The following is a 25,790-nucleotide window of genomic DNA, read 5'->3' as shown; positions in this document are numbered from 1 at the left end:
GTGATCTGACGCACATAGCCTTAAGGGGTCCCTTTCACACACGGAGGCTCTCCCCATGCAAGACAACCTCTCTTCTTCGCGTTCGAGTTCAGCGCAAACAGGCTCTTCCGAGCCGGGCTCAACGCTGTCAGGACCGGCAACGGCGCCGGGCCATGACAGCGAAGCCTGGCTGCAACCCATCCCCGAATCAGACCGCACCCGCAAAGTATCCGGACAGTTCTGGATCTGGGCCGGCGCCAATCTTGCCCCGATCAACTGGGTGCTCGGAGCGTTGGGCATCCACCTGGGCCTCGGCTTCGCGGACACCGTGACCGTCCTGGTCCTGGGCAACCTGATCGGCATGCTGCTGTTCGGCTGTTTTGTCCTCCTGGGCCAAAAGACCGGCGCCACCGGCATGGTCCTGGCACGCGCGGCTTTCGGCCGACGCGGGAACTACCTTCCGGCGGCCATCCAGGCACTCCTGGTGATCGGCTGGTGCGCGGTGAACACCTGGATCATCCTGGACCTGGTCATGGCATTGTTCGGAACCCTTGGCTGGGTGGACCCCGAAGCTCCGAACTACGCCTGGAAGATCGGCGTCGCCACGGCCATCATGGCGGCCCAGGTGGCCATCGCCTGGTTCGGCTACAAGGCAATCGCAGCCTTCGAGAAGTGGACGGTTCCGCCCACCATCATCATCCTGGCCGTCATGTCCGCCGTGGCATGGTTCGGCATGAAGATCGACTGGGGCTACGCAGGTCCTGCCGGCAATATCCTTGAAGGCTCGGACCGGATCGCAGCCATGAGTGCCGTGATGACCGCCATCGGCATCGGCTGGGGTATCACCTGGTTCACCTACGCCGCGGACTACTCCCGGTTTGTGAGCACGTCCGTTCCCAAGCGCAAGGTGTACCTGGCCTCCGTCCTGGGGCAATTCATCCCTGTGGTCTGGCTGGGAATCCTGGGCGCAAGCCTCGCCACCAACAGCGGCGAGATCGACCCCGGCAAGCTGATCGTCCAGAACTTCGGCGTCATGGCCCTGCCCGTCCTGCTCATGGTGCTGCACGGCCCCATCGCCACCAACATCCTCAACATCTACACGTTCTCTGTCGCCACGCAGGCCCTGGACATCAACATCAACCGCCGCAAGCTCAACCTCTTCGTGGGCGTCTTCTCACTGGCCGCTGTTGTCTTCTTCATCTTCCAGGAAGACTTCGCCGCGGTCCTGGACGCCTGGCTGATCGGCCTGGTCGCCTGGGTTGCCGCTTGGGGTGGCGTGATGCTGGTGCACTACTTCTGGCTGGAAAGGCGCTGGCCGGCAAAAGTTGATCGACTGTTCGACCCCATCGGAACGCGCCGGCTCCCGGTGGTCAACTGGGCAGGCATCGTGTCCCTCCTGGCCGGTATCTTCTGCACCTGGTTGTTCATGTACGGGCTTGTTCCTGCGACCCAGGGCCCCATCGCCGTGGCCCTGGGTGGTTGGGATCTCTCCTGGCTGGCCGGCGGACTCACCAGCGCCGCAGCGTACGCCGTCCTGGGACCCCGTGCGCATAAGAAATACCTCCTGGCGGACTCCAACCACGTCTCCGCCACCCAACCGGCGCCTTCCCCTGAACCCGCCCCGGCCGGTGAAAGGACCACAGCATGAGCCAGCCCGCGTTCGCCGACTCCATCCACCCGATCACCTGGCCTGAGGGCTTCCAGGCAGCAGCGTCCTTTACCTTCGACGTCGACGCCGAGTCCTGCACCATCGCTCACGACCCCACCAGCACCAAGCGGATGTCCCTGATGAGCCACCAGTCCTACGGGCCCAAGATCGCTGTTCCGCGCTTACTGCAGATCCTGGACCGCCAGGACATCAAAGGCACGTTCTTCATTCCAGGGTTCACGGCCGAAAGCTACCCGGATGTGGTCCGCAGGATTGTCGACGGGGGCCACGAAATCGCCCACCACGGCTACATGCACGAACCCATGCAGGGCATCGATGCCGCTACTGAAGCCCAATACCTGGACCGGGGGCTGGAGGCCCTCGCCACGGTGGCCGGCGTCCGCCCGGTGGGCTACCGGGCACCTTGGTGGGAGCTGAACTGGCAGTCACCCGCCCTGCTGGCGGACCGTGGGTTCCTTTACGATTCAAGCCTGCTCGACGGCGACGCCCCGTACCGCATGGCTGTCGCCCAGGATGACCCCCGGGACATCGTGGAGATCCCCGTGGACTGGGCGCTGGATGACTGGGAGCAGTACGGCTTCTACCCGGGAGTCACCGGCAGCGGGGTCATTGAGAGTCCCGCGAAGGCGTTGGAAATGTGGACCCTGGAAGCGCATGCGCACCACTCCCAAGGCAGCTGCTTTGTGCTGACGAACCACCCGTTCATTTCGGGCCGGCCCTCCCGGGCCGCGGCCTTGGAACAGTTGATTGAACGGGTCAAGGACCTCGAAGGCATGTGGGTGACCACCCTTGCGGAAATAGCGGAACATACAAAGTCCACGGTGCACCAGATCCACACGCACGCCCGGATAGATGTTCCCCTGTTCCCCGGGGCCGGGGCCTCATTCCGCCCGGCGCGGGTCACCTCACCTGCCGGGGCACCCGCCCTCCGGTGACTCTTCCGCCGGGATGGCATTTGATGACAGTCCTGCGCCGCGGGATTGTCATCAAATACCATCTCGGCGAGGGTGTTTAAGGGCCCCCGTAGACCGCCTCGGCCCACACCCCGATGATCCATGTGGTCGCCGCCGCGCAAGCGAGTCCGAATTCCACCAGCATCCCTATGCCGGTGGCTTTCAGCGCAGCACCGCTGGAACGCAGCGCGGTCTTGAAGTTCCGCGTGCGTTGGACCTCGCTGAGGAGAAGCCCCAGGGCGAACCCCACAAAGAGCCCCACCACGGGGATAACGAACATGCCCACCACACCCAGCAGCACGCCAATCAGCACCGATCTGTTGGGGATCCCGTGCTGCTTCATTTTGCGGCCGGTCAGCACGGCACTGGCCGCCATTCCGGACACCACAAACAGCATGCCCACAGCAAAGATCACCCATCCCATGCCACCAGCGCCGCCCCAGATGGCCCACGCCAAAAGGCTTGCACCGATCAGGATGCTGCCCGGCAATACGGGGATGATGGTTCCAACGACGCCCACTGCTATGGCCAGGCCGCACAGGATGGTCACGATGAGTTCGGCGTTCATGGCCCCAGTCTAGGTGCGGCCGGCCGCCCCGCCTGCCACTTAAAGAACGACGGCGACGCTCCCCAGCACGGGAGGCGTCGCCGTCGTCGGTCTTGTGTTGGTGAACGCTACTCGGCTACAGCGGCAGCAACTGCCGCGGTGACGGCCGGGGCCACGCGTGCATCCAGCGGGCTCGGCACGATGTAGTCGGCGGAAAGGTCCTCGGCGGCCAGTTCAGCGATGGCGTTCGCAGCGGCGATCTTCATGGCCGGGGTGATCCGGCGGGCGCCGGCATCCAATGCGCCGCGGAAGATGCCGGGGAAGGCCAGGACGTTGTTGATCTGGTTGGGGAAGTCGCTGCGGCCGGTGGCAACAACGGCTGCATACTGCTGGGCGACCTCAGGGAGAACTTCCGGATCCGGGTTGGACAGCGCGAACACGATCGACTGATCGTTCATGAGCTTCAGGTGCTCTTCGGCCAGCTTGGAGGAGGAGACGCCCACGAAGACGTCGGCGCCGGTCAGGCCTTCGCCCGGGCCACCCGTAACGCCACGGGGGTTGGTGCGTGCGGCCATCCGGGCTTTGACGCTGCCGGGATCAGCCACGAGGTCGGCACGCTCAGCGTTCACCACACCCTTGGAGTCGAGCAGGATGACGTCCTTGATGCCAACCGCCAGCAGGATTTCGGCGATGGCGATGCCTGCGGCACCGGCGCCGGAAACAACCACCTTGAGGCCAGCGAGTTCGCGCTGGGTCACCTTGGCGGCGTTGGTCAACGCTGCGAGGACGACGACGGCGGTGCCGTGCTGGTCATCGTGCATGACGGGGCAATCCAGTGCTTCGATGAGGCGCTCTTCCAGCTCGAAGCAGCGGGGAGCCGAGATGTCCTCGAGGTTGACTGCGCCGAAGCTCGGACGGAGGCGGACCAGGGTCTCGATGATCTCATCGACGTTGGTGGTGTTCAATACCAACGGAATGGAGTCGAGATCGCCAAAGGACTTGAACAGGGCAGACTTGCCCTCCATGACGGGCAGGGAAGCGCTGGGCCCAATGTTGCCGAGGCCGAGGACTGCGGTGCCATCGCTGACAACCACAACAAGGCGCTCTGCCCAGGTGTGCGTGCGGGCGAGCTCCGGGTTGGCGTGGATTGCGCGGCTGACCTGCGCAACTCCGGGGGTGTAGGCGATGGAAAGATCGCGCTTGTTGTCCAGGGGTACGGTGCTGGAGATGGTCAGCTTGCCGCCCTCATGGGCTGCAAAGATCTCTTCTTCGCTCAGTACCATGGCGTCGTTGTCAGTAGCAATTGTCTCGATGGACACGTCGTTGTCTCCTCAGGCTAGCCGTGGTCCCACGGCACGATGTCAGGGCAGGAACAGAACTGCTGTGCGGGCCAAGGGTGGCTGGCCCGGCGTTGCTTCTGCAGGTAAGGGGGCTGCTAGCCGCTTCGGTGCTTCCAGCCTAGGGAACGGCGAAGGGTACAAGATTCAATACCAAGAGAGACGATTCAAGAGTAAAACGTTCAACCAGCCGAAAGTGTGAGCCACGTCATGCCATAAAGCGGCTTCTCGGAGGGTATCGGTCTAGACCACCGGGTGGCTTTGCTAATCGCCGGTCAGCAGCGTGCAGGCCTTCTTAAGGTCCTTTTCTGCCTCAAACAGGGACAACCGACGGCACCGGACAGCCTGGACGAGACCACTCACCAGGTGCAGCAGAATGCGGGCACGCACAGTGTCCTTACCGGTGTCCTTGCTCAGCGAACCAACGACTTCCTCGGATAAGGCATCGATTTCACGCAGGAGCTGCGCCGTATCCTCATCCTTGCCTGCGGGACGGATCAGGCAGTGCTCCACGCCGGGCTGCATGACCCTCAAGTGGAAAATTTCCATCATCAAACCAGCGAGCGCGTGCCCCTTGCCTTCCCGACGCCGGACGCCCTCCCGGAGCTCACGGAGCTGTTGCCGGTACACAGCAAGCATGAGGTGGGCCGTCGAGGGAAAGTACCGGTACAGCGTGCCCAGTGGCACGTCCGCGCGCGCAGCGACGTCAGAAAGGCTCAAGGTATCGAACTGCCGCTGGGCAAAGCCGGCTGCTGTCCTGAGGATCCGGGCATAGCGGAGCTGCTGCCGCGGTGTGGTGGGCGCGGCAGCCATACGGGGCAACCCCGTGGTCAGGTCAAGGGAGTACGGTTCCAGTGAATTTGATACGGGCATTTCCGGCGATCTCTTGGCAGGCTGACAAGGAAACGGCCGGCTGGGTTGAGACCCACAGCTGGCCGATCGCATCAATGATACGGGAGCTAAATGACCGTTTCCTGAGAGTTGGCCCGAGGCCGCGGCATGCACGCCGATCCCCCGTATTGTGGCCGCCCCCACATACACTTCTCAACAGGTCTGGTACACGGGAGGAAACACATGCAGGGATTTCGACGTCGGGTGGCAGCAGCTCTGCTGGCCGCCACTGTGGCGGCCATGGCACTTGGCGCAATACCGGCGTCGGCAGCTCCCAGCGGTCCCGATCCCATCCTCAACGGTGCAGCGTTCGTCGGGCAGAAGCTGACCGCAGATATTGGCCCGTACACGTTCTACGGGTGCGGAGGCGGCAAGGGGCCGGACTTCACTGTTTATTGGACCCGGGACGGTTTCCTGGTGGCAGGCGAAACGGCGCGAAGCTACGACCTGGGGCCCGACGACACCGGGGCGCGCATGGCGGTGCATGTCACTGCCAGCAAAACCGCGTGCGGTGGCGAGTCCCTGCACAGCACGGAGACAAGGCCAGTGGGGGACGTCAACCGGGCAGCCGGCTTTACTGTCCGGAGCTTCGAGCTTTTGACCCGGGCAAACGATGGCTCACTGCTGCTGTACGGGCGGAAAGGCGGCGCCTGGGACCCCGCTAAAACGGTGGGTTGGGGGTTCAACATCTTTAACCTGCCCCTCTCCCCCGGCGACTTCGACGGGGACGGCAAAAGCGATGTGATCGTCCGCGACACAGCTGGAGGGCTTTACCTGTTCAGCGGGGACGGCGCCGGTGGCTGGAAGCCCGCCCGAAGCATCGGCAACGGGTGGAACGTCTTCGATTCCATCGTCAGCCCGGGCGACTTCAACGGCGACGGGAACAACGACATCCTCGCCCGCGAGCCCGGCGGAGCCCTCTACCTCTACCCCGGCAACGGTGCCGGCGGCTGGTTGGCGCGTACCGCCGTCGGGACCGGCTGGAACGTGATGGATGCACTGGTGACCCCGGGAGATTTCAACGGTGACGGCACCGTGGACGTCCTGGCGCGGGACCGCAACGGGTACCTGTACTTCTATGGAGGAAACGGCTCCGGAGGATGGACCCGATCCTGGATGATCGGCGTCGGCTGGAATGCGTTGAAGTCGATCGGAGCTGCGGGGGACTTCAACGGCGACGGTTTCCCCGATGTTTATGCAGTGGACCAGCAGGGGCGGCTGGTTGCCTACTACAGCGATGGACGCAGCGGCTGGAAGGGTTCGGAGGCCGTCGGCGCAGGCTTCGGATGGTTTACAGCGATCTTCTAGCAACATCCCAGCCGCGGTACCATTAACCCCATAAAAGTCTGGGGAGGACACAATGAGTGCTTTATCACGCCCTGCGTTCGGCGTGCGCCGGGCACTGGCTGGGATCGCGGCGGCCGTCGTTGCCATGGCAACGTTTGCGCCGGCTCCCGCCATGGCAACCATGGATCCGGAGCCGCCGGTTATCACCGGAGCCCCTTACGTCGGATCGACACTCACAGTTTCATGGGACCCGTACGCCTATAAGGGCTGTGGCGCCGGAGCCGGTCCCGACACACGCATCTACTGGACCCGCGACGGCGAGGTAGCCACAGACCACCCCACGTGGCCCAACTACGTCCTTGGCGAAGAGGACCGCGGCAAGACCATAGACGCCCACCTGGTCGCAAACTACCCCTGCGAAAACATGGAGGTGGCCAGCGAAGAGACTGCCCCCATCTCCGCGTCCCACCGGCCCAGCGGCTTCACCAGCCGGAGCGCCTTCGAGCTGCTGGCCCGCCGCTCGGATGGCGCACTGATGATGTACCCGCGCATCAACAACACCTGGGAGCCCGCACGAACGGTAGGCGTCGGCTGGAACATCTTCCCCACGGTCCTGTCCCCGGGTGACTTCGACGGCGACGGCAACAACGACGTGCTCGGCCGGGACTCCGCCGGGGGCCTCTACTTGTACAGCGGCGACGGCGCCGGGGGCTGGACGGGCCCGCGCAAAGTGGGCACCGGCTGGAACATCTTCACGGCGCTGGTCTCCCCCGGGGACTTCAACAGCGACGGCACCAACGACGTCCTCGCACGCGATGCCAACGGCGTCCTCTATCTCTACCCCGGCGACGGGCATGGAGGGTGGTTGCCGCGTTCCGTAGCCGGGCAGGGCTGGAACGCCCTGAATACCATCATCACTCCCGGCGATTTCGACGGCGACACCAACGTCGACGTCCTGGCACGCGACTCCGCAGGATCCTTGAAGCTATACCGCGGCAACGGCGCCGGCGGCTGGAACGGCATGAGTGTTGTGGGTCAGGGTTGGAGCGGCTTGAGCAAAATTGGCAGTGCCGGAGACATCAACGGTGACGGAAACTTCGACGTCTTCGCCGTCGACGGATCAGGCCAGCTGAAGGCCTATTACGGAAACGGCAAGGGCGGCTGGAACGGCTCCGGAGTGGTTGGTTGGGGCTGGGGCGGGTTCACGGACCTCTTCTAGTTTTCGCTTCGTGGGACCCCGCACCGAGAGCCGCCGCGCAACGGCTGTCTTCCAGGCCTAGTCAACGCTCTTGATCTTCACCACGAACACGGCGCCCAGGAGCCCGATGACTGCGGCGGCTACGTACAGCGAGACGTAGCCGCCCCAGAACTGAACGAACACGAAGGCGATCGCCGGGGCGAGGACTTGGGGCAGCGAATTCGCGATGTTGATGACGCCAAGGTCCCGGCCGCGGTCCAGAGCAGTGGGCAGTACCTGGGTAATGAGCGCGAAGTCCACCGCAAGGTAGGCCCCAAAACCTATTCCGAGCACGGCCGCGCCGGCAAGTCCGCCGATCCACGTCGGAGCAAAAGCAAGAATCAGAGATGCCGCGGCAATGATGACCGACGACGCTATGACCAGGGGCTTCCGCTTTCCCATCCGGTCACTTAAGCGTCCGCCCAGAACACTGGTGATGATGACGGTCACCGCGTAAAGACCGGTCAGGACCAGCACACCGAACTCAGGCTCAATCCCTTGGGTCTCCTTCAGGCGCACAATGTCGCTGAGGAAGAAGAGAAGATACAGGGTGATCATATGGTTGCCCGTGCTGACCAGCAGCCGTGTAAGCCAGGCCCACGCAAAGTCGGGATAGCGTTTGGGCGAAACCCAGAACCCCTTGATGAACTGCCACAGGCTGAACGGCGGCCGCTCCTGCTGCGGCAAGGGCTGGTCGTCGCTCTTGAAAAGGTAAAGCACGACGCCGGCCAACAGCGCCGCTGCGCACACCCAGTAACCGGCGGCAAAGTTTCCGGCCACGACGGCCGCGATTACCGCACCAACGAGGATGCCCACCGTTTGTCCCATGGCAGCCAGGCCGCCCACCGTTCCACGCTGGGGTACAGGAACGCGGTCAGGGACAGCGGCCGTTATTGCGGCGTACATGGCGTTGGCGCCGGCCTGCACCAGGCACCACAGGAACGCCATCACGGCAACGTTCGGAGCACCTGCCAAGGCCACAAGGGCGACTGCGCCGAGAATGGCACCCATGAGGACCCATGGGACACGGCGACCAAAGCGGGAGGTAGTCCGGTCGCTGAAGGCGCCGAACAAGGGGTTGGCCACCATCGAAACGGCGGCGCCGCACCCCGTCACCAGCGCAAGGATCGCTTCCTTCTGGCCCTCGTCAAAGTGCGCGGCCTGTTGCCCCAGAAGCACCTGCAGGGGACCAAAAAACGCAGCGTTAATACCCAGGTTAACCAGCACTACGCCCGTAACCCAGAGCGGCCGGACCCGATCAACCGGTTCGGCCAGTGCCGTCGTGGCACAGCCGTGGACGGCGGTTGGGTCCGGCACCGGGCCCGGAAGGTCGGACAGGCTCATGGAAGATTCCCCCTCATATCAATCTTTGGATTCAGCCTAGCGTGGCAGGACGACACCGGACCGCCATCCTGACCTTTATCCACATATGCCCGAAAAGTGCGCGGTGGGAGGGAACGCGGGAGGTTACTGTGGCATGAACCGACGAAGGAGCAGCATTGTGAACGAGCACCCTAATACCGCCGACCTCTACGACGAACGCGGCGAAGAACTTGAGTCCATATCCCTGCAGTTCCTGGACCTCGGCGGACGCTCGAACTTCAGTGGGCCCGTGCGGACCATTCGGTGCCTCGAGGACAATGCCTTGGTCAAGACTGTGCTCGGGTCACCAGGAGAGGGAGCCGTCTTGGTGATCGATGGCCAGGGATCCCTGCGAACGGCACTCATGGGCGACATGATCGCTGAGAACGCCGTAGCCAACGGATGGGCCGGCGTGGTCATCAACGGCGCCGTCCGGGACCGCGTGGCCATCTCCGGTTTGCCCCTGGGTGTCAAGGCCCTCGGCAGCAACCCCAGGAAGAGCAGCAAAACCGGTGCAGGCGAGGCAGATGTCGAGCTTGTCATCGATGGCGTTCGTGTTCGACCCGGGGTGATGATTTACTGCGACCCGGACGGCATCCTGGTGGAGCGCTGATACCGCCGGATCCGTCAACAACGGACCCTGCCCAGGAAATATTCTCACTCCGGGAATCAAACAGGCATTAGGATAGTTACTGAAAGCAACTATCCTGCTTAATCCCTTTTCTGCCATCTCTGGAGAAGATATGTCCAAATCCACGCCCGTGCGGGCCGCCGGTGAGGTGCTGACGCATCGTCAGACGCTCACCGTCATGGTGGGACTCATGCTCGGCATGTTCCTGTCGTCGTTGGACCAAACCATCGTGTCCACGTCCATCTACACCATCGCCAACGACCTGGATGGTTTGTCCCTCCAGGCATGGGCCACCACTGCTTACCTCATCACGTCGACCGTCAGCACGCCGCTCTATGGCAAGCTCAGCGACATCTTTGGCCGTCGGCCGCTGTACCTCACTGCCATCCTGGTGTTCCTGGCTGGCTCCCTGTACGCGGGCTCGGTCCACTCCATGACTGAGCTCGCTATTGCCCGTGGCATCCAGGGGCTTGGCGCCGGCGGCTTGCTGGCATTGGCGCTGACCATCATCGGCGACATCGTTGCGCTGAAGGACAGGGCAAAGTACCAGGGCTATTTCATGTCCGTCTTCGGTATTTCCTCTGTTCTTGGCCCAGTAATTGGTGGCGCTTTCGCCGGCTCAGCCAACATCCTCGGCTTCGATGGCTGGCGCTGGGTGTTCTTCATCAACCTGCCTATCGGCCTTGCTGCGCTTGTGGTGGTCTTCCTGTACCTGCACCTGCCTGCCCGTCATGTGAAGCAGAAGATCGACTATTGGGGCGCGGCGGCCATCACTTTGGCCATCGTTCCGTTGCTGCTGGTTGCTGAACAAGGGCGCACGTGGGGATGGTCTTCGGGCGGGTCGTGGCTCTGCTACGGCCTCGGCGTCATCGGCATCGTGGCATTCCTGCTGGTTGAGAAGCGTGCCGGCGACTACGCGCTGATCCCGTTGCGCCTCTTCAGCAACACCACCTTCGGCTTGTCTTCGCTGTTGAATTTCATCATTGGTATCGGCATGTTCGGTGCGATTGCCATGCTGCCCATGTACTTGCAGCTGGTGAAGGGCCTCACCCCCACTGAGGCAGGCCTGATGATGATCACTTTCACCGTCGGCATCCTCTTCGGTTCCATTTCGGCCGGCCGGACCATCTCCTCATCCGGCGTTTACCGGATCTTCCCCATCCTGGGAACCGCGATCCTGGCAGCCGCGGCTACCGTCATGGGCTTCGTACTGGGAGTCGACACAGGCCTGTGGGTTCCCGGATTGATTGCGGTGTTCTTCGGTGTCGGCTTGGGCTTCTGCATGCAGCCGCTCACGCTTGCCATGCAGGTCTCGGTTCCGCCGAAAGATATGGGCGTGGGTACTTCCACGGCTGCGTTCTTCCGCTCCATGGGTGGCGCAGTGGGCACGGCAGTGTTCATCTCCATGCTGTTCAGCACGGCAGCTGACAAGATCGCCGATGGCATGAAGACGGCCGCGGCCAGCCCTGACTACCAAGCCGTCATGCGGGATCCAGCCGTGGCCTCAGACCCTGCGAATGCCAAGCTTTTTGATTTCTTCAAGAACGGCGCCAGTAACGACTCGCTGAACGACACCAGCTGGTTGCATTCGGCCAACAGCACGCTCACCCGGCCCATCACCGAAGGATTTGCTCAAGCCATCGATGTGGTCATGCTGACTGCGGCCGGGCTCATGATCATCGCGTTCCTGATCAGCTTCGCATTACCCAACAAGAAGCTCACGGATCCCAAGGCCGCGGCCAAGGATTCCGTTCCGGCGCACTAGCACCGGATTCAGCTCTCCACGGCGGCGGGCCTTGGGTTTGGCACCAGACCCAAGGGCCGCCGTCGTGCTTTGTGTTCAATTAGTTGACCCAACAAGGAGTTTCCAGCCCCGGAAACAAGCCCCTTGGAGCTATCAGGGAACACTCAGCTCACAGCCAGCCCCTATTGGGTTAAGAAAGTGAACACGGGTCATCTGGCAGGCCTTGACTGGAACTTGCGTGACGGGCCGTGCCACACTGTGTAGCGCGAGTGCACCGGCGTCCCCGTCGGAACAGCCGACGACGTCCCGCACCGCGATCCCACACCACCATTCCCCAAGGGAGTCCCATGTCCAGTTCCAGCACCGAAGGCGCACCCCCAGTTTCGCGGAAGGTGATCGGCCTGGCCGTTGCCGGCGCGGTGGGCGGCTTCCTCTTCGGCTTCGATTCGTCCGTTGTTAACGGCGCCGTGGACGCAATGGCGGACGAGTTCGTCATGAGCGAGGCAGTAACGGGCTTCGCCGTCGCGGTTGCCTTGTTGGGCTGTGCCGCGGGTGCATACCTGGCCGGCAAAGTAGCCGACCGCTACGGCCGCATCCCCGCCATGAAAATCGGTGCGCTCCTCTTCCTGGTGAGTGCTGTGGGAACCGGCCTGGCGTTCAGCGTGTGGGACCTCGTCTTCTGGCGGCTGGTTGGCGGGTTGGGCATCGGACTGGCCTCCGTTATTGCTCCCGCATACATTTCCGAGATCTCCCCGCGCCACGTGCGCGGGCGCCTCGCTTCACTTCAGCAGTTGGCCATCACCACCGGTATCTTTGCGGCGCTCCTTTCCGACGCTGTCCTTGCCAACACAGCCGGCGGTGCCGGTGGAATGCTGTGGCTGGGCATCGAGGCGTGGCGCTGGATGTTCATCGCGTGCGCCATCCCAGCTGCCGTGTACGGTTTGATCGCGTTCCGCCTGCCCGAGTCCCCGCACTTCCTGGTGCTTAACGGCAAGGAAGACCAGGCTCGCGGGATCTTCCAGCGGCTCATCCCGGGCGACGACATCGAACGGCACATCCGTGAGATCCGCGAGTCCATCCAGCAGGAAAAGCTTTCCACCAAGAAGGGCTCCCTCCGCGGCAACCGGTTCGGCCTGCTCCCCGTGGTGTGGATCGGCATCATCCTGTCGGTCCTGCAGCAGTTCGTGGGCATCAACGTGATCTTCTACTACTCAACGACGCTCTGGAAGGCAGTCGGGTTCCAGGAAAAGGACTCCCTGACCATCTCCGTTGCCACCTCGGTCACCAACATCCTGGTGACACTGGTAGCCATCGCGCTGGTGGACCGCATCGGCCGCCGGCCCATCCTGCTGACCGGTTCGATCGGCATGGCCGTCTCCCTGGCTGTCATGGCGTTGGCGTTCTCCTCGGCAACCGGAACGGGTTCCGAGATCTCGCTGCCCGGCGCTTGGGGACCCGTGGCCTTGGTCGCTGCGAACGTCTTCGTCGTCAGCTTTGGGGCTTCCTGGGGTCCGCTGGTGTGGGTCCTGCTGGGCGAGATCTTCCCGTCCCGTATCCGCGCCCGCGCCCTGGGCCTGGCCGCGGCCGCGCAATGGATCGCGAACTTTGCCATCACGCTCAGCTTCCCCATCATGGCGGCAGGTTCGCTGCCCCTGACGTACGCCATGTACGCGGCGTTCGCGGCGGCGTCGTTCTTCTTTGTGATGTTCAAGGTTCCCGAGACGAACGGCATGTCCCTTGAGCAGGCCGAGACACTGTTCGTTCCCAAGGGGGCGCCGGTAGCGCCGCTGCCGGTCACCTCGGACGAAACCAAGTAGACGCACAACGAGCCCCGCGGATTACCGCGGGGCTCGTTTTTTTGGTGGGAAGCGTTACACCAGGTGCGGCTCGTGCGAACTGAGGTAACTGCGGCCTCCGAAGGCTACGAGGATCGCGATCACCATGGCAACGGCGCCTGCGAAGAACGGCACCTGCGGGCCGAAGTGCTCGCCCAGCTGGGCCGCCGCGAACGGAGCCAGCGCTCCACCCATCCAGCGGACAAAGTTGTAGCCGGCTGACGCGACAGGACGCGGCGAATCCGAGACGCCCATGGCCAGCTCGGTGTAGACCGTGTTGTTGATGCCCAGCAGGGCACCGGCCAAGATGACAAGCACGACGACGGCAGTCACCGAGTGCCCCGCGGCCAGTCCCAGCCCGAGCAGGTCGAGCATCAGTGCGGCCAGCGTGCCGGTCAGGACCTTGACGGCACCGAAGCGCCTCTGCAGGACGGGAGCGACGAACACCGAGAAGACGGCCACGGCGACGCCCCAACCGAAGAACACGCCGCCGATCCCGTAAGCGTCCATGCCCAGGATGAACGGCGTGAAGGCCAGGATGGTGAAGAAGCCGTAGTTGTAGAACAGTGCGCTGGCGGCCGTGGTGCGGAGGCCCTTGTGCCCAAGCGCCAGCAGCGGGTCGCGGAGCCGCGATTTTTTGGCCGGGGCTGGTGTTTTAGGCAGCAGCGCCAGCAGAGCAATGAAGGCGGCGGCCATGAGGACTGCCGTGCCGAAGAACGGTGCACGCCACTGCCACCCACCAAGGAGTGCGCCCAGCAGTGGGCCAAGCGAGATACCCAAGCCAAGGGCGGCTTCGTACAGGATGATGGCCGTGCCGGTTCCACCGCTGGCCACGCCGACAATGACAGCCAGCGCCGTGGCAACGAACAACGCGTTGCCGAGGCCCCAACCGGCGCGGAAGCCCACCAGCTGTTCAACGCTGCCGGACAAGCCGGAGAGCGACGCGAACACCACGATGATCGCCAAACCGATGAGCAGGGTCTTCTTGCCGCCAATGCGGGAAGACACGAAGCCACTGATCAACATCGCGACCGCGGTCACCAGGAAGTAGCTGGTGAACAACAACGACACTTCGCTGGTGGACGCCTCGAGGTTCTTGGCGATCGCAGGGAGGATGGGGTCCACGAGCCCGATGCCCATGAACGCGAAAACTGCCGCTAGGGCGGTGGCCCATACAGCCTTCGGCTGTTTGAGGAGGGATGCTTTCTCAGCCTCGAGGGTGTTTTCGATGGTTGTTTCGGCGCTTGCTGAAGCGTCAGCCAACGGGCGTGACATTCAATGGCTCCTTGTCGGTGCGTTGATTCTGGTTAGTTCTGGAATGAACTGTTGAGCTTGGCGATCACTGGCAGTGCGGCCGCGAGCTGCTCAATCTCCTGGCTGCTGAGGCCGTGTAGCAGTTCGGCCACCATGGCGTTGCGCCGCTTGTCGGCAGACTCGACGGCGGCTTTCCCGGCGTGGGTGACGGCCACTTGGACGGCCCGGGAATCGTCGGGGTCGGGCTGGCGGGTGACCAGGCCTGCCCGCTCGAGCTTGATGATCTGCTCGGTGGCGCTCGGGACTTTGATCCCCAGGTTCTTGGCGATGTCGCCCACCCTGAGGCCGGCGTCCTGGATCATGGAGAGCAGGCTGAGCTGCGCGGCAGTGAGTTCGCCTTCCGGGTCCAGGCGGCGGAACATGTAGACGCCCAAACGGAGGGCCTCGCGGTATTCCTTCGCGAGGTTGGTAAGGGCGTTATCCGAAGTGCTCGTCATATTTAGGTAGCCTAATAGTTAGGGTACCTAATAGTCAAGTGGCTAGAGCGCGAGCTTCATGCCTTCGTGGCTCGCAACGAAGCCCAGGCGCTCGTAGAAACGATGCGCATCGACCCGTGACTTGTCCGTGGTGAGCTGGACCAGCGAGCAGCCCCGCTCCCGCGCCTGGTCAATGGCCCACTCGATCATCAACGCACCAACACCCTGGCCACGCAGGACATCAGACACCCGGACCGCTTCGATCTGCGCCCGCCACGACCCCTTCCGAGAAAGCCCTGGGAGGAAGCTGAGCTGGAAAGTGGCCACGACGTCGCCTTGGAGTTCGCCCACTACCAGAAGGTGGGAAGGGTCGCCGTCGATCGCGTCAAAAGCCAGCTCATAAGGGCCCAAATCCTCGAGGCTTTCGCGCGCGACCCCGAGCTGATCGTCAACGAGCAGCGCGAGGATCCGCGGCAGGTCGCCCTTTTGGGCGCGGCGGAGGCTGAAGACTCCAGGCTCGACGTCGGCGGTCATCAAAGTGGTTGCGGAACCGGATTCTGTGGTCACCAGCCCAGCATGCCATCTTCCCTGGAACTCAGTATTGCTAAGTACCGGTACCTAGTTCTACTATGTAGTGGTAGCTAGTAATACTGAGTAGCGAATGGAGGTGTCTGATGGGCAAGCAAATGACCGAGATGCTCAAAGGCACATTGGAGGGAATCGTCCTGGCCCTCCTGACCGGAAAGGCAGCGTACGGATATGAAATCACCACGTTGCTCCGGGAGCGGGGCTTCACCGAGATCGCTGAGGGCACCGTGTACGCGCTGCTGGTCAGGATCGAACAAAAGGGGCTGGTGGACGTCGAGAAGCGGCCGTCCGAAAAGGGGCCACCCCGGAAGGTGTACACGCTCAACGCTCAAGGCAAAACCGAACTGAACGAATTCTGGAACACCTGGAGCTTCTTGTCCGAACGACTTGAACAGCTCCGCAAGGAAGGGAACTGACATGGCAGCAAAATGGATCGAACTGGTCACCGGATCGCTCGAACAGAAGAAGCAGTACAAGCAAGCCAAGGCACGGCTGGATGCCTTGCCCGAGCCATACCTCACCGTAGCCACCGCCTTCAACCGGTACTTGATGTACTACGGCGGCGTGACCGAGGGCGACACCATGGTCCAGATGTTCACGGACTTCGCAGACCTGTGGGAGCGCGCCGCCGTCGACGGCACACCTGTCAGCGAGATCGTCGGCGAAGATCCGGTGGAGTTCGCCGAGTCCTTCGCCCAGGCATACGGCGGAAAGCGCTGGATTGACAAGGAACGCGAGCGCCTGCAGAAGGCGGTCAACAAAGCGAAAGAGGCAGAGTCATGACATCAACTGCAATCCGCGTTCAGGGTATCGAGAAATCCTACAAAGATCTCCATGTTCTCCGCGGGGTGGACTTCGAGGTAGCGTCAGGCAGCATCTTCGCCCTTCTCGGCTCCAATGGCGCGGGCAAGACCACCATGGTGAAGATCCTGTCCACGCTGCTCAAAGCGGATGACGGAACGGCCGCCGTCGAGGGTTTCGACGTCGCCGCCGAGTCGCTCCAGGTGAGGCAGTCCATCAGCCTCACCGGTCAGTTCGCCGCAGTGGACGAGGTCTTGACCGGCAAGGAGAACCTGGTGCTCGTGGCGAAGCTGCGGCACTTGAAGAACGCCGGGCAGATCGCGGACGAGCTCCTGGCGCAGTTCAGCCTCACCGAGGCCGGGCCCCGCAAGGTGGCAACGTACTCCGGCGGTATGCGTCGCCGGCTGGACATCGCCATGAGCCTGATCGGCAACCCGAAGGTGATCTTCCTGGACGAGCCCACCACCGGACTCGACCCGGAAGCCCGACTGGAGGTGTGGCAGATCGTCAAGAACCTTGCCAACAAGGGCACCACTGTCCTGCTCACCACCCAGTACCTCGACGAGGCCGAGCAGCTGGCAGACCGCATCGCCATCCTTCACGAGGGACGCATCATCGCCAACGGCACGCTCGCCGAACTCAAGCAGCTCCTTCCGCCGGCCAAGATCGAATACGTCGAGAAGCAGCCCAGCCTGGAGGACATCTTCCTGGCGCTCGTGGGCACAGGCAGCAATGATTCAGTAAAGGACAGGTCATGAACATCCACTTCTTCGCAGACACCTCTGTCCTGCTGGGGCGGTCCATGCGGCACATTTTCCGCAGCGTGGACACCATCATCACCACCGCGATCACACCCGTCGCCCTGATGCTGCTGTTCGTCTACGTCTTCGGCGGCGCCATCAGGACCGATACGGGGAACTACGTCAACTACCTGCTCCCGGGCATCATGCTGATAGCCATCGCTTCAGGCATCGCCTACACCGCGGTGCGCTTGTTCACCGACATGCAGAGCGGAATCTTCGAGCGATTCCAGTCCATGCCGATCGCACGCTCGTCGGTGTTGTGGGCGCACGTCCTGACCTCGCTCGTTGCCAACGGACTCTCACTGGTGATCATCGTGCTGGTGGCGCTCCTCATGGGGTTCCGCACCTCAGCCAGCGTGCTGGAGTGGCTCGCCGTGATAGGAATCCTGGCATTGTTCACCCTGGCGCTCACCTGGATCGCCATCATCGCGGGCCTGTCCGCCAAGTCGGTGGATGGCGCCGGTGGCTTCTCGTACCCGCTGATCTTCCTGCCCTTCATCAGCTCGGCCTTCGTCCCCACGGAGACCATGCCGGGACCGGTGCGCTGGTTCGCGGAGAACCAACCGGTCACCTCGATTGTGAACACCATCCAGGATCTGTTCGCGCAGCGCCCGGTGGGCAGCGACATCTGGGTCGCCTTGGCCTGGTGCTTGGGAATCCTGGTCCTCGCCTACGTATTTGCCACCGCGGCCTACAAGCGCCAAATCGCCTGATCCGAGCAACCAAAACAACGGCCTAAGCTCCCTTTCTCATCAGGGGAGCTTTCGCCATGCAGACCGATTCGCAATTGGTCAGACATTAGCTATAGCTTTATCGAACACATTTGTAACGGCCGTCACTATTATGGCGGGTCCTTCGAAGGGTTCTTGAACTAATGTCCGACCAGACAACACAGGGGCGACTCCGCTCCTCAAGCAGGGACAGCGAGCCCCACCTGTCACGCTCGCTCAGCAACCGCCACATCCAGCTCCTGGCCATCGGCGGCGCCATCGGAACGGGCCTCTTCATGGGCTCCGGCAAGACCATCTCGGTTGCCGGCCCCTCCGTGATCTTCGTGTACATGATCATCGGCTTCATGCTCTTCTTCGTGATGCGGGCCATGGGCCAGCTCCTGCTGTCCAACCTGAACTACAAGTCCTTCAGCGACTTCGCGGGCGATCTCCTGGGCCCGTGGGCAGGCTTCTTCACGGGTTGGACCTACTGGTTCTGCTGGGTAGTCACCGGCGTTGCGGACGTCATCGCGATCGCAGGCTACGCCAACGAGCTGTGGCCGGGAATCCAGCTCTGGATCCCGGGCCTGGCCACCATCATCATCCTTCTGCTCCTGAACCTGCCCACCGTCAAAGCCTTCGGCGAGACCGAATTCTGGTTCGCGCTCATCAAGATCGTGGCCATTGTTGCGCTGATCGTGGTGGGCCTGGTCATGATCTTCACCGGCTTCCAGTCCAACGCGGGAACAGCCAGCTTCACCAACCTCTGGAGCCACGGCGGGTTCTTCCCCAAGGAATTCATGGGCTTCGTGGCCGGCTTCCAGATCGCCGTCTTCGCGTTCGTGGGCATCGAACTGGTGGGCACAGCCGCCGCCGAAACCAAGAACCCGGAACACAACCTCCCCCGCGCCATCAACGCCATCCCCCTGCGCGTCATGCTCTTCTACGTAGGCGCCCTCATCATCCTGATGTCCGTCACCCCATGGACCGAGTTCAAGGCAGGTCAAAGCCCGTTCATCGCCATGTTCTCCCTTGCCGGGCTCGGCATGGCCGCCACTGTGGTCAACCTCGTGGTCCTTACCTCTGCCATGTCCTCGGCCAACTCCGGCATCTACTCGACGTCACGCATGGTCTACGGCCTGGCCAACGACGGCGACGCACCCAAGCTCTTCGGCCGGCTCTCCAGCCGCAAAGTACCCCAAAACGCACTGTTCCTCTCGTGCGTCCTGCTGCTGGCCGGCGTCGCGCTTCTCTACGCGGGCAAGGACGTTGGCGTTGCCTTCGACATGGTGACCACCGTGTCCGCCGTCTGCTTCATGTTCGTCTGGTCGATCATCCTGGCCAGCTACCTCGTGTTCCGCAAACGCCGGCCCGAGCAGCACGCCGCTTCACCGTTCAAGATGCCCGGCGGCATTGTGATGGTGTGGGTGGTGTTCGCGTTCTTCGCATTCCTGGTGTGGGCCCTGACCACGCAGCCGGACACACTCACCGCCCTGCTGGTGACGCCCATCTGGTTCGCAATCCTGGGTGTCGCTTACGCGGTGGTCCGGAAATCGCCCCTGCATCAGGCCCGCGTGGCCGAATGGAAGGCGATGGCAGACGCCGAAACCGCGGCAGCGCGCTAAACCCGCACACTGAAAGCACGACGGCGGCCACCCGGTTGGGTGCCCGCCGTCGTGCTTTTCTGTTTCCAACCCTCACTCACATCCCAACCGCTTCCCACCAACCCTCACTCACATCCCAACCGCTTCCCACCAACCCTCACTCACATTCCAACCGCTTCCCACCAACCCTCACTCACCGGCGCGGAAAGGCCCGGCGTCGGACACTCAGGTGAGTGCTCGACGCCGGGCCTTTAGGTGGAACATGAGAGAGCGTCACGCCCAACCGGGCGGAACATGAGAGAGCGTCAGAGCTCCGCTTGGCGGTCCTCCACGAGTTTCTGAAGCGCGGGGAACAGGGGGTGCGCAGGCGTGAGTTCCGTGATCCGTTCGACGGCGGCGGCCGCGTCCAGCTCGGACAGCAGCTTTCCGAGCTCCACGGCTTCGACATCCGAAGCATCGTCGAACCGAAGGGCTGCGGACATCGCCTCGAGCAGTGCCACGGGGGTGACGCCGCGCTCGGCCAGCTCAGCTGCCGGACCAACGAACCGCTCGTGCCGGCTGAGTTTCCGCAGGGGCGCACGGCCCACGCGGTTCACGGTGTCGGGAAGGTGCGGGTTGGTGAAGCGTTGCAGGATCTTCTGCACGTACGCCTCCTGCGCAGCCTCATCGAAACCGTGCTTGGCCACCAGGAGTTCCTTGGTCTCCTCCAGCACAGCCCGGACTTTGGCGGCCACCGAAGGATCAGCCATGGCGTCCGAGATCTTCTCGATGCCGGCCGCGTAGCCAAAGTAGGCCGCGGAAGCGTGGCCCGTGTTCACAGTGAAGAGCTTGCGCTCGATGTACGGTCCAAGCTCGTCCACGAAGGTCGCCCCGGGAATGACCGGAGCGTTGCCGCCGAACGGGGTCCGGTCGATGACCCATTCGTAGAACGTCTCCACCGTGACATCCAGGCCTTGGCCCGGCGCCTGGTTGGGGACAATACGGTCCACCGCCGTGTTCGCGAAAACAGCGACGGCGTCCAGGTCCCCGGCGGAGTCGTCCCAGGCGGCCCGGATCTCGGAGTGCAGCACATCAGTGGCATTGATGGCGTTTTCGCATGCCATCACCTGCAACGGCGGCAGGTCCACGGGGCGGGCGGCCAACCCGCGGGCGATCACCGGAGCGACGAACTTCAGGATGTGGGGCCCCACCGCGGTGGTGACCACATCCGCCGTCGAGATTTCCTCCACAACGGTGGCTTCCTGCGTCGCTGAGTTCAAAGCCCGGAAGCCTTCCACGGTCTTCACCGCAGGGTTGTCGCCAACCTCGTGGACGTCATAGCTGGTGGCCTCGGCGAGCTGGCTGATCAGGGCGTCCGCGACGTCGGCGAACACCACCTCATAGCCCGCTTCGTGGAGCAGCAACCCCACGAAGCCGCGCCCGATATTACCTGCCCCGAAATGGACTGCCTTCACTATGAGTTGACCTTTCCGAACAGTTCCAGGACTTCCTCAACCGTGGTGGCCTCCTCCAACTGGGCAACCTGCGCCTTGTTGGTGAAGATCTTCGCGATGGAGGACAGGATGTGGAGGTGTTCATTGTTGATGCCGGCCACGCCGACCACGAACTTCACCTGCTTGCCGCCCCAATCGATGCCCTCGGGGTAGCGGATGATGGACACTGCCGAGTGCATGATGTGCTCTTTGGCGTCGTTGGTGCCGTGCGGAATGGCCAGGAAGCTGCCCATGTAGGTGGACACCGATTCTTCGCGCTCGTGCATGGCGTGGACGTAGCTCATGTCCACTGCGCCACGGTCCAGCAGGAGCTGCCCGGCTTCGTCGATCGCCGAGTCGCGGTCTCCAGCCTTGCCGTTGAGGATCACGCTTTCGCGCAGCAGTACTGATTTACCTTCGACGTCGGCGGCAGGCTCGGCAGCGTGCGCACCATGGGCGCCGGCTGCTGTTGCTTCGGCAGTTCCGTCAGCGTCCGCGACGGCGGGGCCTGAACCGGCGGCAGAGCCTTCGGTGTTGCTGGTCTTCACGAGTTCGACGATGTCGTCATACTTGGGGCTGTTCATGAAGTTGTCCACCGAGTAGTGCACTGCACTGGAGGTCTTCGGCTGGGCGCGTTCGGTCAGGTCCTGGTGGGTAACGACGACGTCGTAAGTGTCACTCAGGTTGGCGATGGCCGAGTTGGTGACCTTCACGTCCGGGAAGCCGGCCGCCTTGATCTTGTTGCGCAGGACCGAAGCGCCCATGGCGCTGGAGCCCATGCCGGCGTCGCAGGCGAACACGATGTTCCGTACGGGACGGGTCAGTACAGCCACATCGCTGCGGCCGCCGGCGTCGCCCACCAGTGCGGAGGAGACCGAGCTCTTCTTTCCCTTCATGGCCTCCATTCGGGACGTGGCCGCGGAAAGATCGTCCTCGCCCTTGTTCTTGGAGGTACGCAGGATCAGCGAGGCAATGAGGAAGGACACCGTCGCTGCAAGGACAACTGCGAGGATGACGCCAATGTAGCTATCGCGTGAAGTCTGGGCAATGACAGCAATGATGGAACCCGGTGCTGCCGGAGCAACGAGGCCGGAGTTGGTGATGGCCAGGGTTGCGATGCCCGTCATGCCGCCACCGATGGCAGCGAGGATGAGGATCGGCTTCATCAGGACGTACGGGAAGTAGATCTCGTGGATGCCACCAAAGAACTGGATGATGGCAGCGCCAGGAGCAGATGCCCGTGCGGCGCCGCGACCGAAGAACATGTACGCCAGCAGGATGCCCAGGCCCGGGCCGGGGTTGGCTTCGAGCAGGAACAGGATGGACTTGCCGTGTTCAAGCGACTGCTGGATACCCAAGGGGGTCAGCACACCGTGGTTGATGGCGTTGTTGAGGAAGAGTACCTTGGCGGGCTCGATGAAGATGCTGGTCAACGGCAGCAGGCCGTTGTTGACCAGGAATTCGACCACGCTGCCTGCGCCTTCCGTGAAACGCTTGACGACCCAGGAGAGGCCGTAGAAGCCACCCAACGCCAACGCTGCACCCCAGATGCCGGCGGAGAAGTTGTTCACCAGCATCTCGAAGCCCGGACGGATCTTGCCGTCCCACAGGCGGTCGATCTGCTTCATGGTCCAGCCGCCCAGCGGGCCCATGATCATGGCACCGATGAACATGGGCGAGTCCGTACCGGCAATGACACCCATGGTGGCAATGGCGCCAACGACGCCACCACGGACGTCGTAGACCATCCGGCCGCCGGTGTAGGCGATCAGGAGCGGAAGGAGGTACGTGACCATGGGGCCAACGATGCCGACGTTGGGGGCACCCTTGTCATTGGTGCCGAACCCACCCAGTTCCGGGACCGGAATCCAGCCGACTTTGATGAACAAAGCCGTGATGAGGCCCCAGGCGATGAAAGCGCCAATGTTGGGCATGATCATGCCGGACAGGAATGTTCCGAACTTTTGGACACCAACGCGGGCGCTGGTGCGGGGCTTCGCAACTGTCTCTGTTGCCATGTGAATTCCTAACGTGTATCCCGCGGCGGCGCGGGTCAGTCGATACAGATCGAGCGAGAACAGCCTTAGGAGCTGCTGGAAATGCGGTGAAGCCACTCAAGGAAAAGCTTCAGTTCAGAGCTGGATAGTTGGTCCGAATGCGAGGCCTGCAGTGCCGCATTCAGGGCGATTGCCGCAACAACAACCGAGGACTTGCCGGAGTCGTCCGCTGCGGCGCCACGGGCGGTGTCCGTGGAGACGGCAAAAATCATGGAATCCCGGGTCATCGTTGAGAGCTCGAGGTTCCGTTCTTCCACCGGTTCTGCGATCAGCATGAGCGTGACGCCCACGTTGGCCGCAAGGATGCTTCGTGCCGCTTCGCGGGGCGGCACGTTGATCTGACCGGAGATAGCGGCCTTGTTCAGCATCTCTTCCAGAAGCGCTTCAGCATCGGCCACGATTGCTGGGCGGCTTTCCGGCCTGATGTTGCCGAACATCACCAGATACAGATGGGGTTGGGTCAGGCCGAACTGGACGTGGTTGTCCCACATCCGCCGGACATCTTCCAAGGGCTCCCCGGACGGTGCAAAATCCCGCTCCCCCGCCACGTACTCTTCGAAACCGGCGGAAACGACGGCGTCGAAAAGCCCTTCTTTGTCACCAAAGTGGTGGTAGAGCGTGGGCGCCGTGACCCCGGCAAGCTTGGTGATCTGGCGCGTTGAGACCGCTGACCCTTCCGAATTCGCCAGCAATTCGGCAGCTGCGCGAAGCAACCGAATTTTGGGCGGAAGCTGGTCATCGAAACTCATAACCGCTACCCTAGCACCTATAGCGTTGCTATATGAAGTGGCTCACAAGAGTTATTTATGGGGCTCCCGGTGCCGTCGCCGGCGGGTCTGAACCAACAAGCAGGAACAGAGGATTCAGTGCAGAATTTCCAAGGCGTAGGGGTAAGCCCTGGCCGCATCATTGGTTCCGTCCGCCAGATGCCCAAGCCGGTGAGCGAACCGCCGTCGGGCGAAAGGTTGGCCGCGGGATTGAGTCCGGAAGACGCCGTCGCCGGCTTGAAGGCGGCAGCCCAATCCGTCCACGACGAGCTCAAGGGCCGCGCGGACACTGCCTCAGGCGATGGCAAAGCCGTCCTGGAGGCCACGGCCCTGATGGCCAAGGACACCATGCTCCTGAAATCGGCAGCCAAGCTGATCAACGCCGGTTCCTCCCCTGAACGCGCCATCTGGGAGGCCGGTGCATCCGTCTCCGAAATGCTGCACAACCTCGGGGGCTACATGGCCGAACGCGCCACGGACGTCCTGGACGTGCGGGCCCGCATCGTGGCCGAACTTCGTGGCGTGCCCGCTCCCGGCATCCCGTCCTCCGAAACCCCCTTCATCCTTGTGGCCGAGGACCTCGCCCCCGCCGACACCGCGACGCTGAATCCGGCCGTGGTGCTCGCCTTGGTAACGTCCGGAGGCGGACCACAGTCGCACACCGCCATCATCGCGCGCTCACTCGGCCTGCCGGCAGTGGTTGCCGCCCACGGCGTCGACTCGATCGCCGACGGCTCCGAAGTGTACGTGGACGGCGCGGCCGGATCTGTCACCCTGGAACCGGGCGAGGAACAGCGCGCAGCTGCGACCGCCTGGGCGGAAACCTCCGCCACCCTCGCCGAATTCGACGGAAACGGTACGACGGCGGATGGCCACCTGGTACCGCTCCTCGCCAACGTCGGAGGTGCCAAGGACGCCGTGGCAGCCGCCGGCCTCGGAGCCCAGGGCGTCGGCCTTTTCCGCACCGAATTCTGCTTCCTGGAACGCGACACCGAGCCCTCCGTGGACGAGCAGGCAGCAGCGTACAAGGCCGTGTTTGATGCGTTCCCGGGCAAGAAGGTGGTCCTGCGGACCTTGGACGCCGGCGCCGACAAGCCCCTCCCGTTCCTCACGGACGCCACCGAACCCAACCCCGCGCTGGGTGTGCGTGGTTACCGCACGGACTTCACCACGCCGGGTGTCCTTGAGCGCCAGCTCGAAGCCATCGCCCGGGCAGCTTCCGAATCCGAGGCCGACGTCTGGGTCATGGCTCCCATGATCTCCACGGCGGCCGAAGCCGGACGCTTCGCCTCGCTGTGTGCTGCGGCCGGGATCAAGACACCGGGCGTGATGGTGGAGGTTCCCTCAGCCGCCCTCACATCCGCCACCGTCCTTCGCGAAGTCGGGTTCGCCTCCCTCGGCACCAACGACCTCACGCAGTACGCCATGGCCGCCGACCGCCAACTGGGCCCCCTCGCCGAGCTCAACACTCCCTGGCAACCTGCAGTGCTCCGCCTGGTGCAGCTCACGGTGGAAGGTTCAGCCCAGGAAGGCAACAACAAGCCGGTGGGTGTCTGCGGTGAGGCAGCCGCGGACCCGGCCCTCGCCGTCGTACTGACCGGGCTGGGTGTCACCACGCTGTCCATGACTGCGCGCTCCTTGGCTGCAGTCGGCACCGTGTTGAAGACCGTCACGCTGGAACAAGCACAGGAGCTGGCCCGCCTTGCCCTGTCAGCTCCCAGCGCCACCGAAGCGCGCGACTGGGTCCGCGCCAAGCTTCCCGTGCTTGAAGAGCTCGGGCTTTAAC

Annotated in this window: 23 protein-coding genes; 13 read left to right on the top strand and 10 right to left on the bottom strand. The window is 63.2% G+C overall.

What is annotated here, in order from left to right; genetic code table 11:
• The first annotated feature begins 55 nt into the window (after window positions 1-55).
• Together NEK97_RS16015 and NEK97_RS16010 are read left to right on the top strand one after the other, a co-directional pair.
• Window positions 56-1,627 carry a cytosine permease gene (locus NEK97_RS16015; protein WP_257370792.1) on the top strand — a complete coding sequence of 524 codons (1,572 nt, stop codon included), beginning with the start codon at window positions 56-58 and terminating at the stop codon, window positions 1,625-1,627.
• Window positions 1,624-2,583 (top strand): polysaccharide deacetylase, encoded by a 960-nt coding sequence (locus tag NEK97_RS16010; protein WP_257370791.1) that lies wholly within the window; start codon window positions 1,624-1,626, stop codon window positions 2,581-2,583. Before NEK97_RS16015 ends, NEK97_RS16010 begins: the two co-directional genes overlap by 4 nt.
• Before the next feature lie 76 nt (window positions 2,584-2,659).
• Here the strand turns inward: NEK97_RS16010 and NEK97_RS16005 are convergent, their stop codons facing one another.
• The 3 genes from NEK97_RS16005 to NEK97_RS15995 form a co-directional block, all read right to left on the bottom strand.
• Complete coding sequence (locus NEK97_RS16005; RefSeq protein WP_257370790.1) at window positions 2,660-3,169, bottom strand: DUF456 domain-containing protein; 510 nt, start codon at window positions 3,167-3,169, stop codon at window positions 2,660-2,662.
• A 107-nt stretch (window positions 3,170-3,276) separates the two neighbouring features.
• Window positions 3,277-4,467, bottom strand: a complete 1,191-nt coding sequence (locus NEK97_RS16000) for an NADP-dependent malic enzyme (RefSeq protein ID WP_257370789.1) — start codon at window positions 4,465-4,467, stop codon at window positions 3,277-3,279.
• Window positions 4,468-4,749: 282 nt separating this feature from the next.
• A complete protein-coding gene (locus NEK97_RS15995) occupies window positions 4,750-5,358 on the bottom strand; it encodes a TetR/AcrR family transcriptional regulator (protein WP_257370788.1) in 609 nt (202 codons plus the stop codon).
• A 201-nt stretch (window positions 5,359-5,559) separates the two neighbouring features.
• Here NEK97_RS15995 and NEK97_RS15990 point away from each other — a divergent pair, with 201 nt between their 5' ends.
• Window positions 5,560-6,684 (top strand): VCBS repeat-containing protein, encoded by a 1,125-nt coding sequence (locus NEK97_RS15990; RefSeq protein ID WP_257370787.1) that lies wholly within the window; start codon window positions 5,560-5,562, stop codon window positions 6,682-6,684.
• Window positions 6,685-6,736: 52 nt separating this feature from the next.
• A complete protein-coding gene (locus NEK97_RS15985; protein ID WP_257370786.1) occupies window positions 6,737-7,882 on the top strand; it encodes a VCBS repeat-containing protein in 1,146 nt (381 codons plus the stop codon).
• A 57-nt stretch (window positions 7,883-7,939) separates the two neighbouring features.
• Here NEK97_RS15985 and NEK97_RS15980 read toward each other — a convergent pair whose 3' ends face one another.
• Window positions 7,940-9,244, bottom strand: coding sequence for an MFS transporter (locus NEK97_RS15980; RefSeq protein WP_257370785.1), 1,305 nt, complete (start codon window positions 9,242-9,244; stop codon window positions 7,940-7,942).
• A gap of 157 nt (window positions 9,245-9,401) precedes the next feature.
• On the opposite strand from NEK97_RS15980, the gene rraA reads away from it, so the two are divergent.
• The 3 genes from rraA to NEK97_RS15965 all read left to right on the top strand — a co-directional run bounded on the left by rraA (window position 9,402) and on the right by NEK97_RS15965 (window position 13,454).
• Window positions 9,402-9,875, top strand: a complete 474-nt coding sequence (gene rraA, locus NEK97_RS15975) for a ribonuclease E activity regulator RraA (RefSeq protein ID WP_257370784.1) — start codon at window positions 9,402-9,404, stop codon at window positions 9,873-9,875.
• A 130-nt stretch (window positions 9,876-10,005) separates the two neighbouring features.
• Window positions 10,006-11,658, top strand: a complete 1,653-nt coding sequence (locus tag NEK97_RS15970) for an MDR family MFS transporter (protein WP_257370783.1) — start codon at window positions 10,006-10,008, stop codon at window positions 11,656-11,658.
• 326 nt (window positions 11,659-11,984) lie between these two features.
• Window positions 11,985-13,454, top strand: a complete 1,470-nt coding sequence (locus NEK97_RS15965) for a sugar porter family MFS transporter (RefSeq protein WP_257370782.1) — start codon at window positions 11,985-11,987, stop codon at window positions 13,452-13,454.
• 54 nt (window positions 13,455-13,508) lie between these two features.
• Here the strand turns inward: NEK97_RS15965 and NEK97_RS15960 are convergent, their stop codons facing one another.
• The 3 genes from NEK97_RS15960 to NEK97_RS15950 are packed head-to-tail and all read right to left on the bottom strand — an operon-like array spanning window position 13,509 to window position 15,736.
• On the bottom strand, window positions 13,509-14,747 hold the full coding sequence (locus NEK97_RS15960; RefSeq protein WP_257370781.1) for an MFS transporter: 1,239 nt from the start codon (window positions 14,745-14,747) through the stop codon (window positions 13,509-13,511).
• Between the two features lie 32 nt (window positions 14,748-14,779).
• Window positions 14,780-15,223 (bottom strand): MarR family winged helix-turn-helix transcriptional regulator, encoded by a 444-nt coding sequence (locus tag NEK97_RS15955; protein ID WP_257370780.1) that lies wholly within the window; start codon window positions 15,221-15,223, stop codon window positions 14,780-14,782.
• Between the two features lie 42 nt (window positions 15,224-15,265).
• A complete protein-coding gene (locus NEK97_RS15950; RefSeq protein ID WP_257370844.1) occupies window positions 15,266-15,736 on the bottom strand; it encodes a GNAT family N-acetyltransferase in 471 nt (156 codons plus the stop codon).
• 140 nt (window positions 15,737-15,876) lie between these two features.
• Here NEK97_RS15950 and NEK97_RS15945 point away from each other — a divergent pair, with 140 nt between their 5' ends.
• From NEK97_RS15945 to cycA, 5 genes are all read left to right on the top strand, one after another.
• Window positions 15,877-16,206: a PadR family transcriptional regulator gene (locus tag NEK97_RS15945; protein WP_257370779.1), complete on the top strand. Its 330-nt coding sequence runs from the start codon at window positions 15,877-15,879 to the stop codon at window positions 16,204-16,206.
• Window position 16,207: 1 nt separating this feature from the next.
• Window positions 16,208-16,573: a DUF1048 domain-containing protein gene (locus NEK97_RS15940; RefSeq protein ID WP_257370778.1), complete on the top strand. Its 366-nt coding sequence runs from the start codon at window positions 16,208-16,210 to the stop codon at window positions 16,571-16,573.
• A complete protein-coding gene (locus tag NEK97_RS15935) occupies window positions 16,570-17,349 on the top strand; it encodes an ABC transporter ATP-binding protein (protein WP_257370777.1) in 780 nt (259 codons plus the stop codon). Before NEK97_RS15940 ends, NEK97_RS15935 begins: the two co-directional genes overlap by 4 nt.
• On the top strand, window positions 17,346-18,107 hold the full coding sequence (locus tag NEK97_RS15930; protein WP_257370776.1) for an ABC transporter permease: 762 nt from the start codon (window positions 17,346-17,348) through the stop codon (window positions 18,105-18,107). The genes NEK97_RS15935 and NEK97_RS15930 overlap by 4 nt, the downstream gene beginning before the upstream one ends.
• A gap of 161 nt (window positions 18,108-18,268) precedes the next feature.
• Window positions 18,269-19,729, top strand: coding sequence for a D-serine/D-alanine/glycine transporter (gene cycA / locus NEK97_RS15925; protein ID WP_257370775.1), 1,461 nt, complete (start codon window positions 18,269-18,271; stop codon window positions 19,727-19,729).
• A gap of 284 nt (window positions 19,730-20,013) precedes the next feature.
• Here the strand turns inward: cycA and NEK97_RS15920 are convergent, their stop codons facing one another.
• From NEK97_RS15920 to NEK97_RS15910, 3 genes are all read right to left on the bottom strand, one after another.
• The gene (locus NEK97_RS15920; protein WP_257370774.1) at window positions 20,014-21,162 is read right to left on the bottom strand and encodes a mannitol-1-phosphate 5-dehydrogenase; all 1,149 of its coding nucleotides are present in this window, start codon (window positions 21,160-21,162) and stop codon (window positions 20,014-20,016) included.
• Window positions 21,162-23,198, bottom strand: coding sequence for a PTS mannitol transporter subunit IICBA (locus tag NEK97_RS15915; RefSeq protein WP_257370773.1), 2,037 nt, complete (start codon window positions 23,196-23,198; stop codon window positions 21,162-21,164). Before NEK97_RS15915 ends, NEK97_RS15920 begins: the two co-directional genes overlap by 1 nt.
• A gap of 65 nt (window positions 23,199-23,263) precedes the next feature.
• The gene (locus NEK97_RS15910) at window positions 23,264-23,986 is read right to left on the bottom strand and encodes a TetR/AcrR family transcriptional regulator (protein ID WP_235521078.1); all 723 of its coding nucleotides are present in this window, start codon (window positions 23,984-23,986) and stop codon (window positions 23,264-23,266) included.
• Window positions 23,987-24,103: 117 nt separating this feature from the next.
• On the opposite strand from NEK97_RS15910, the gene ptsP reads away from it, so the two are divergent.
• Complete coding sequence (ptsP, locus tag NEK97_RS15905; RefSeq protein WP_257370772.1) at window positions 24,104-25,789, top strand: phosphoenolpyruvate--protein phosphotransferase; 1,686 nt, start codon at window positions 24,104-24,106, stop codon at window positions 25,787-25,789.
• Window position 25,790 lies beyond the last annotated feature (1 nt).

Origin of the sequence: Paenarthrobacter sp. UW852, assembly GCF_024608385.1 — a bacterium.
Taxonomy (GTDB): Bacteria; Actinomycetota; Actinomycetes; order Actinomycetales; family Micrococcaceae; genus Arthrobacter.
This window is presented reverse-complemented; position numbering and strand designations above follow the sequence as displayed.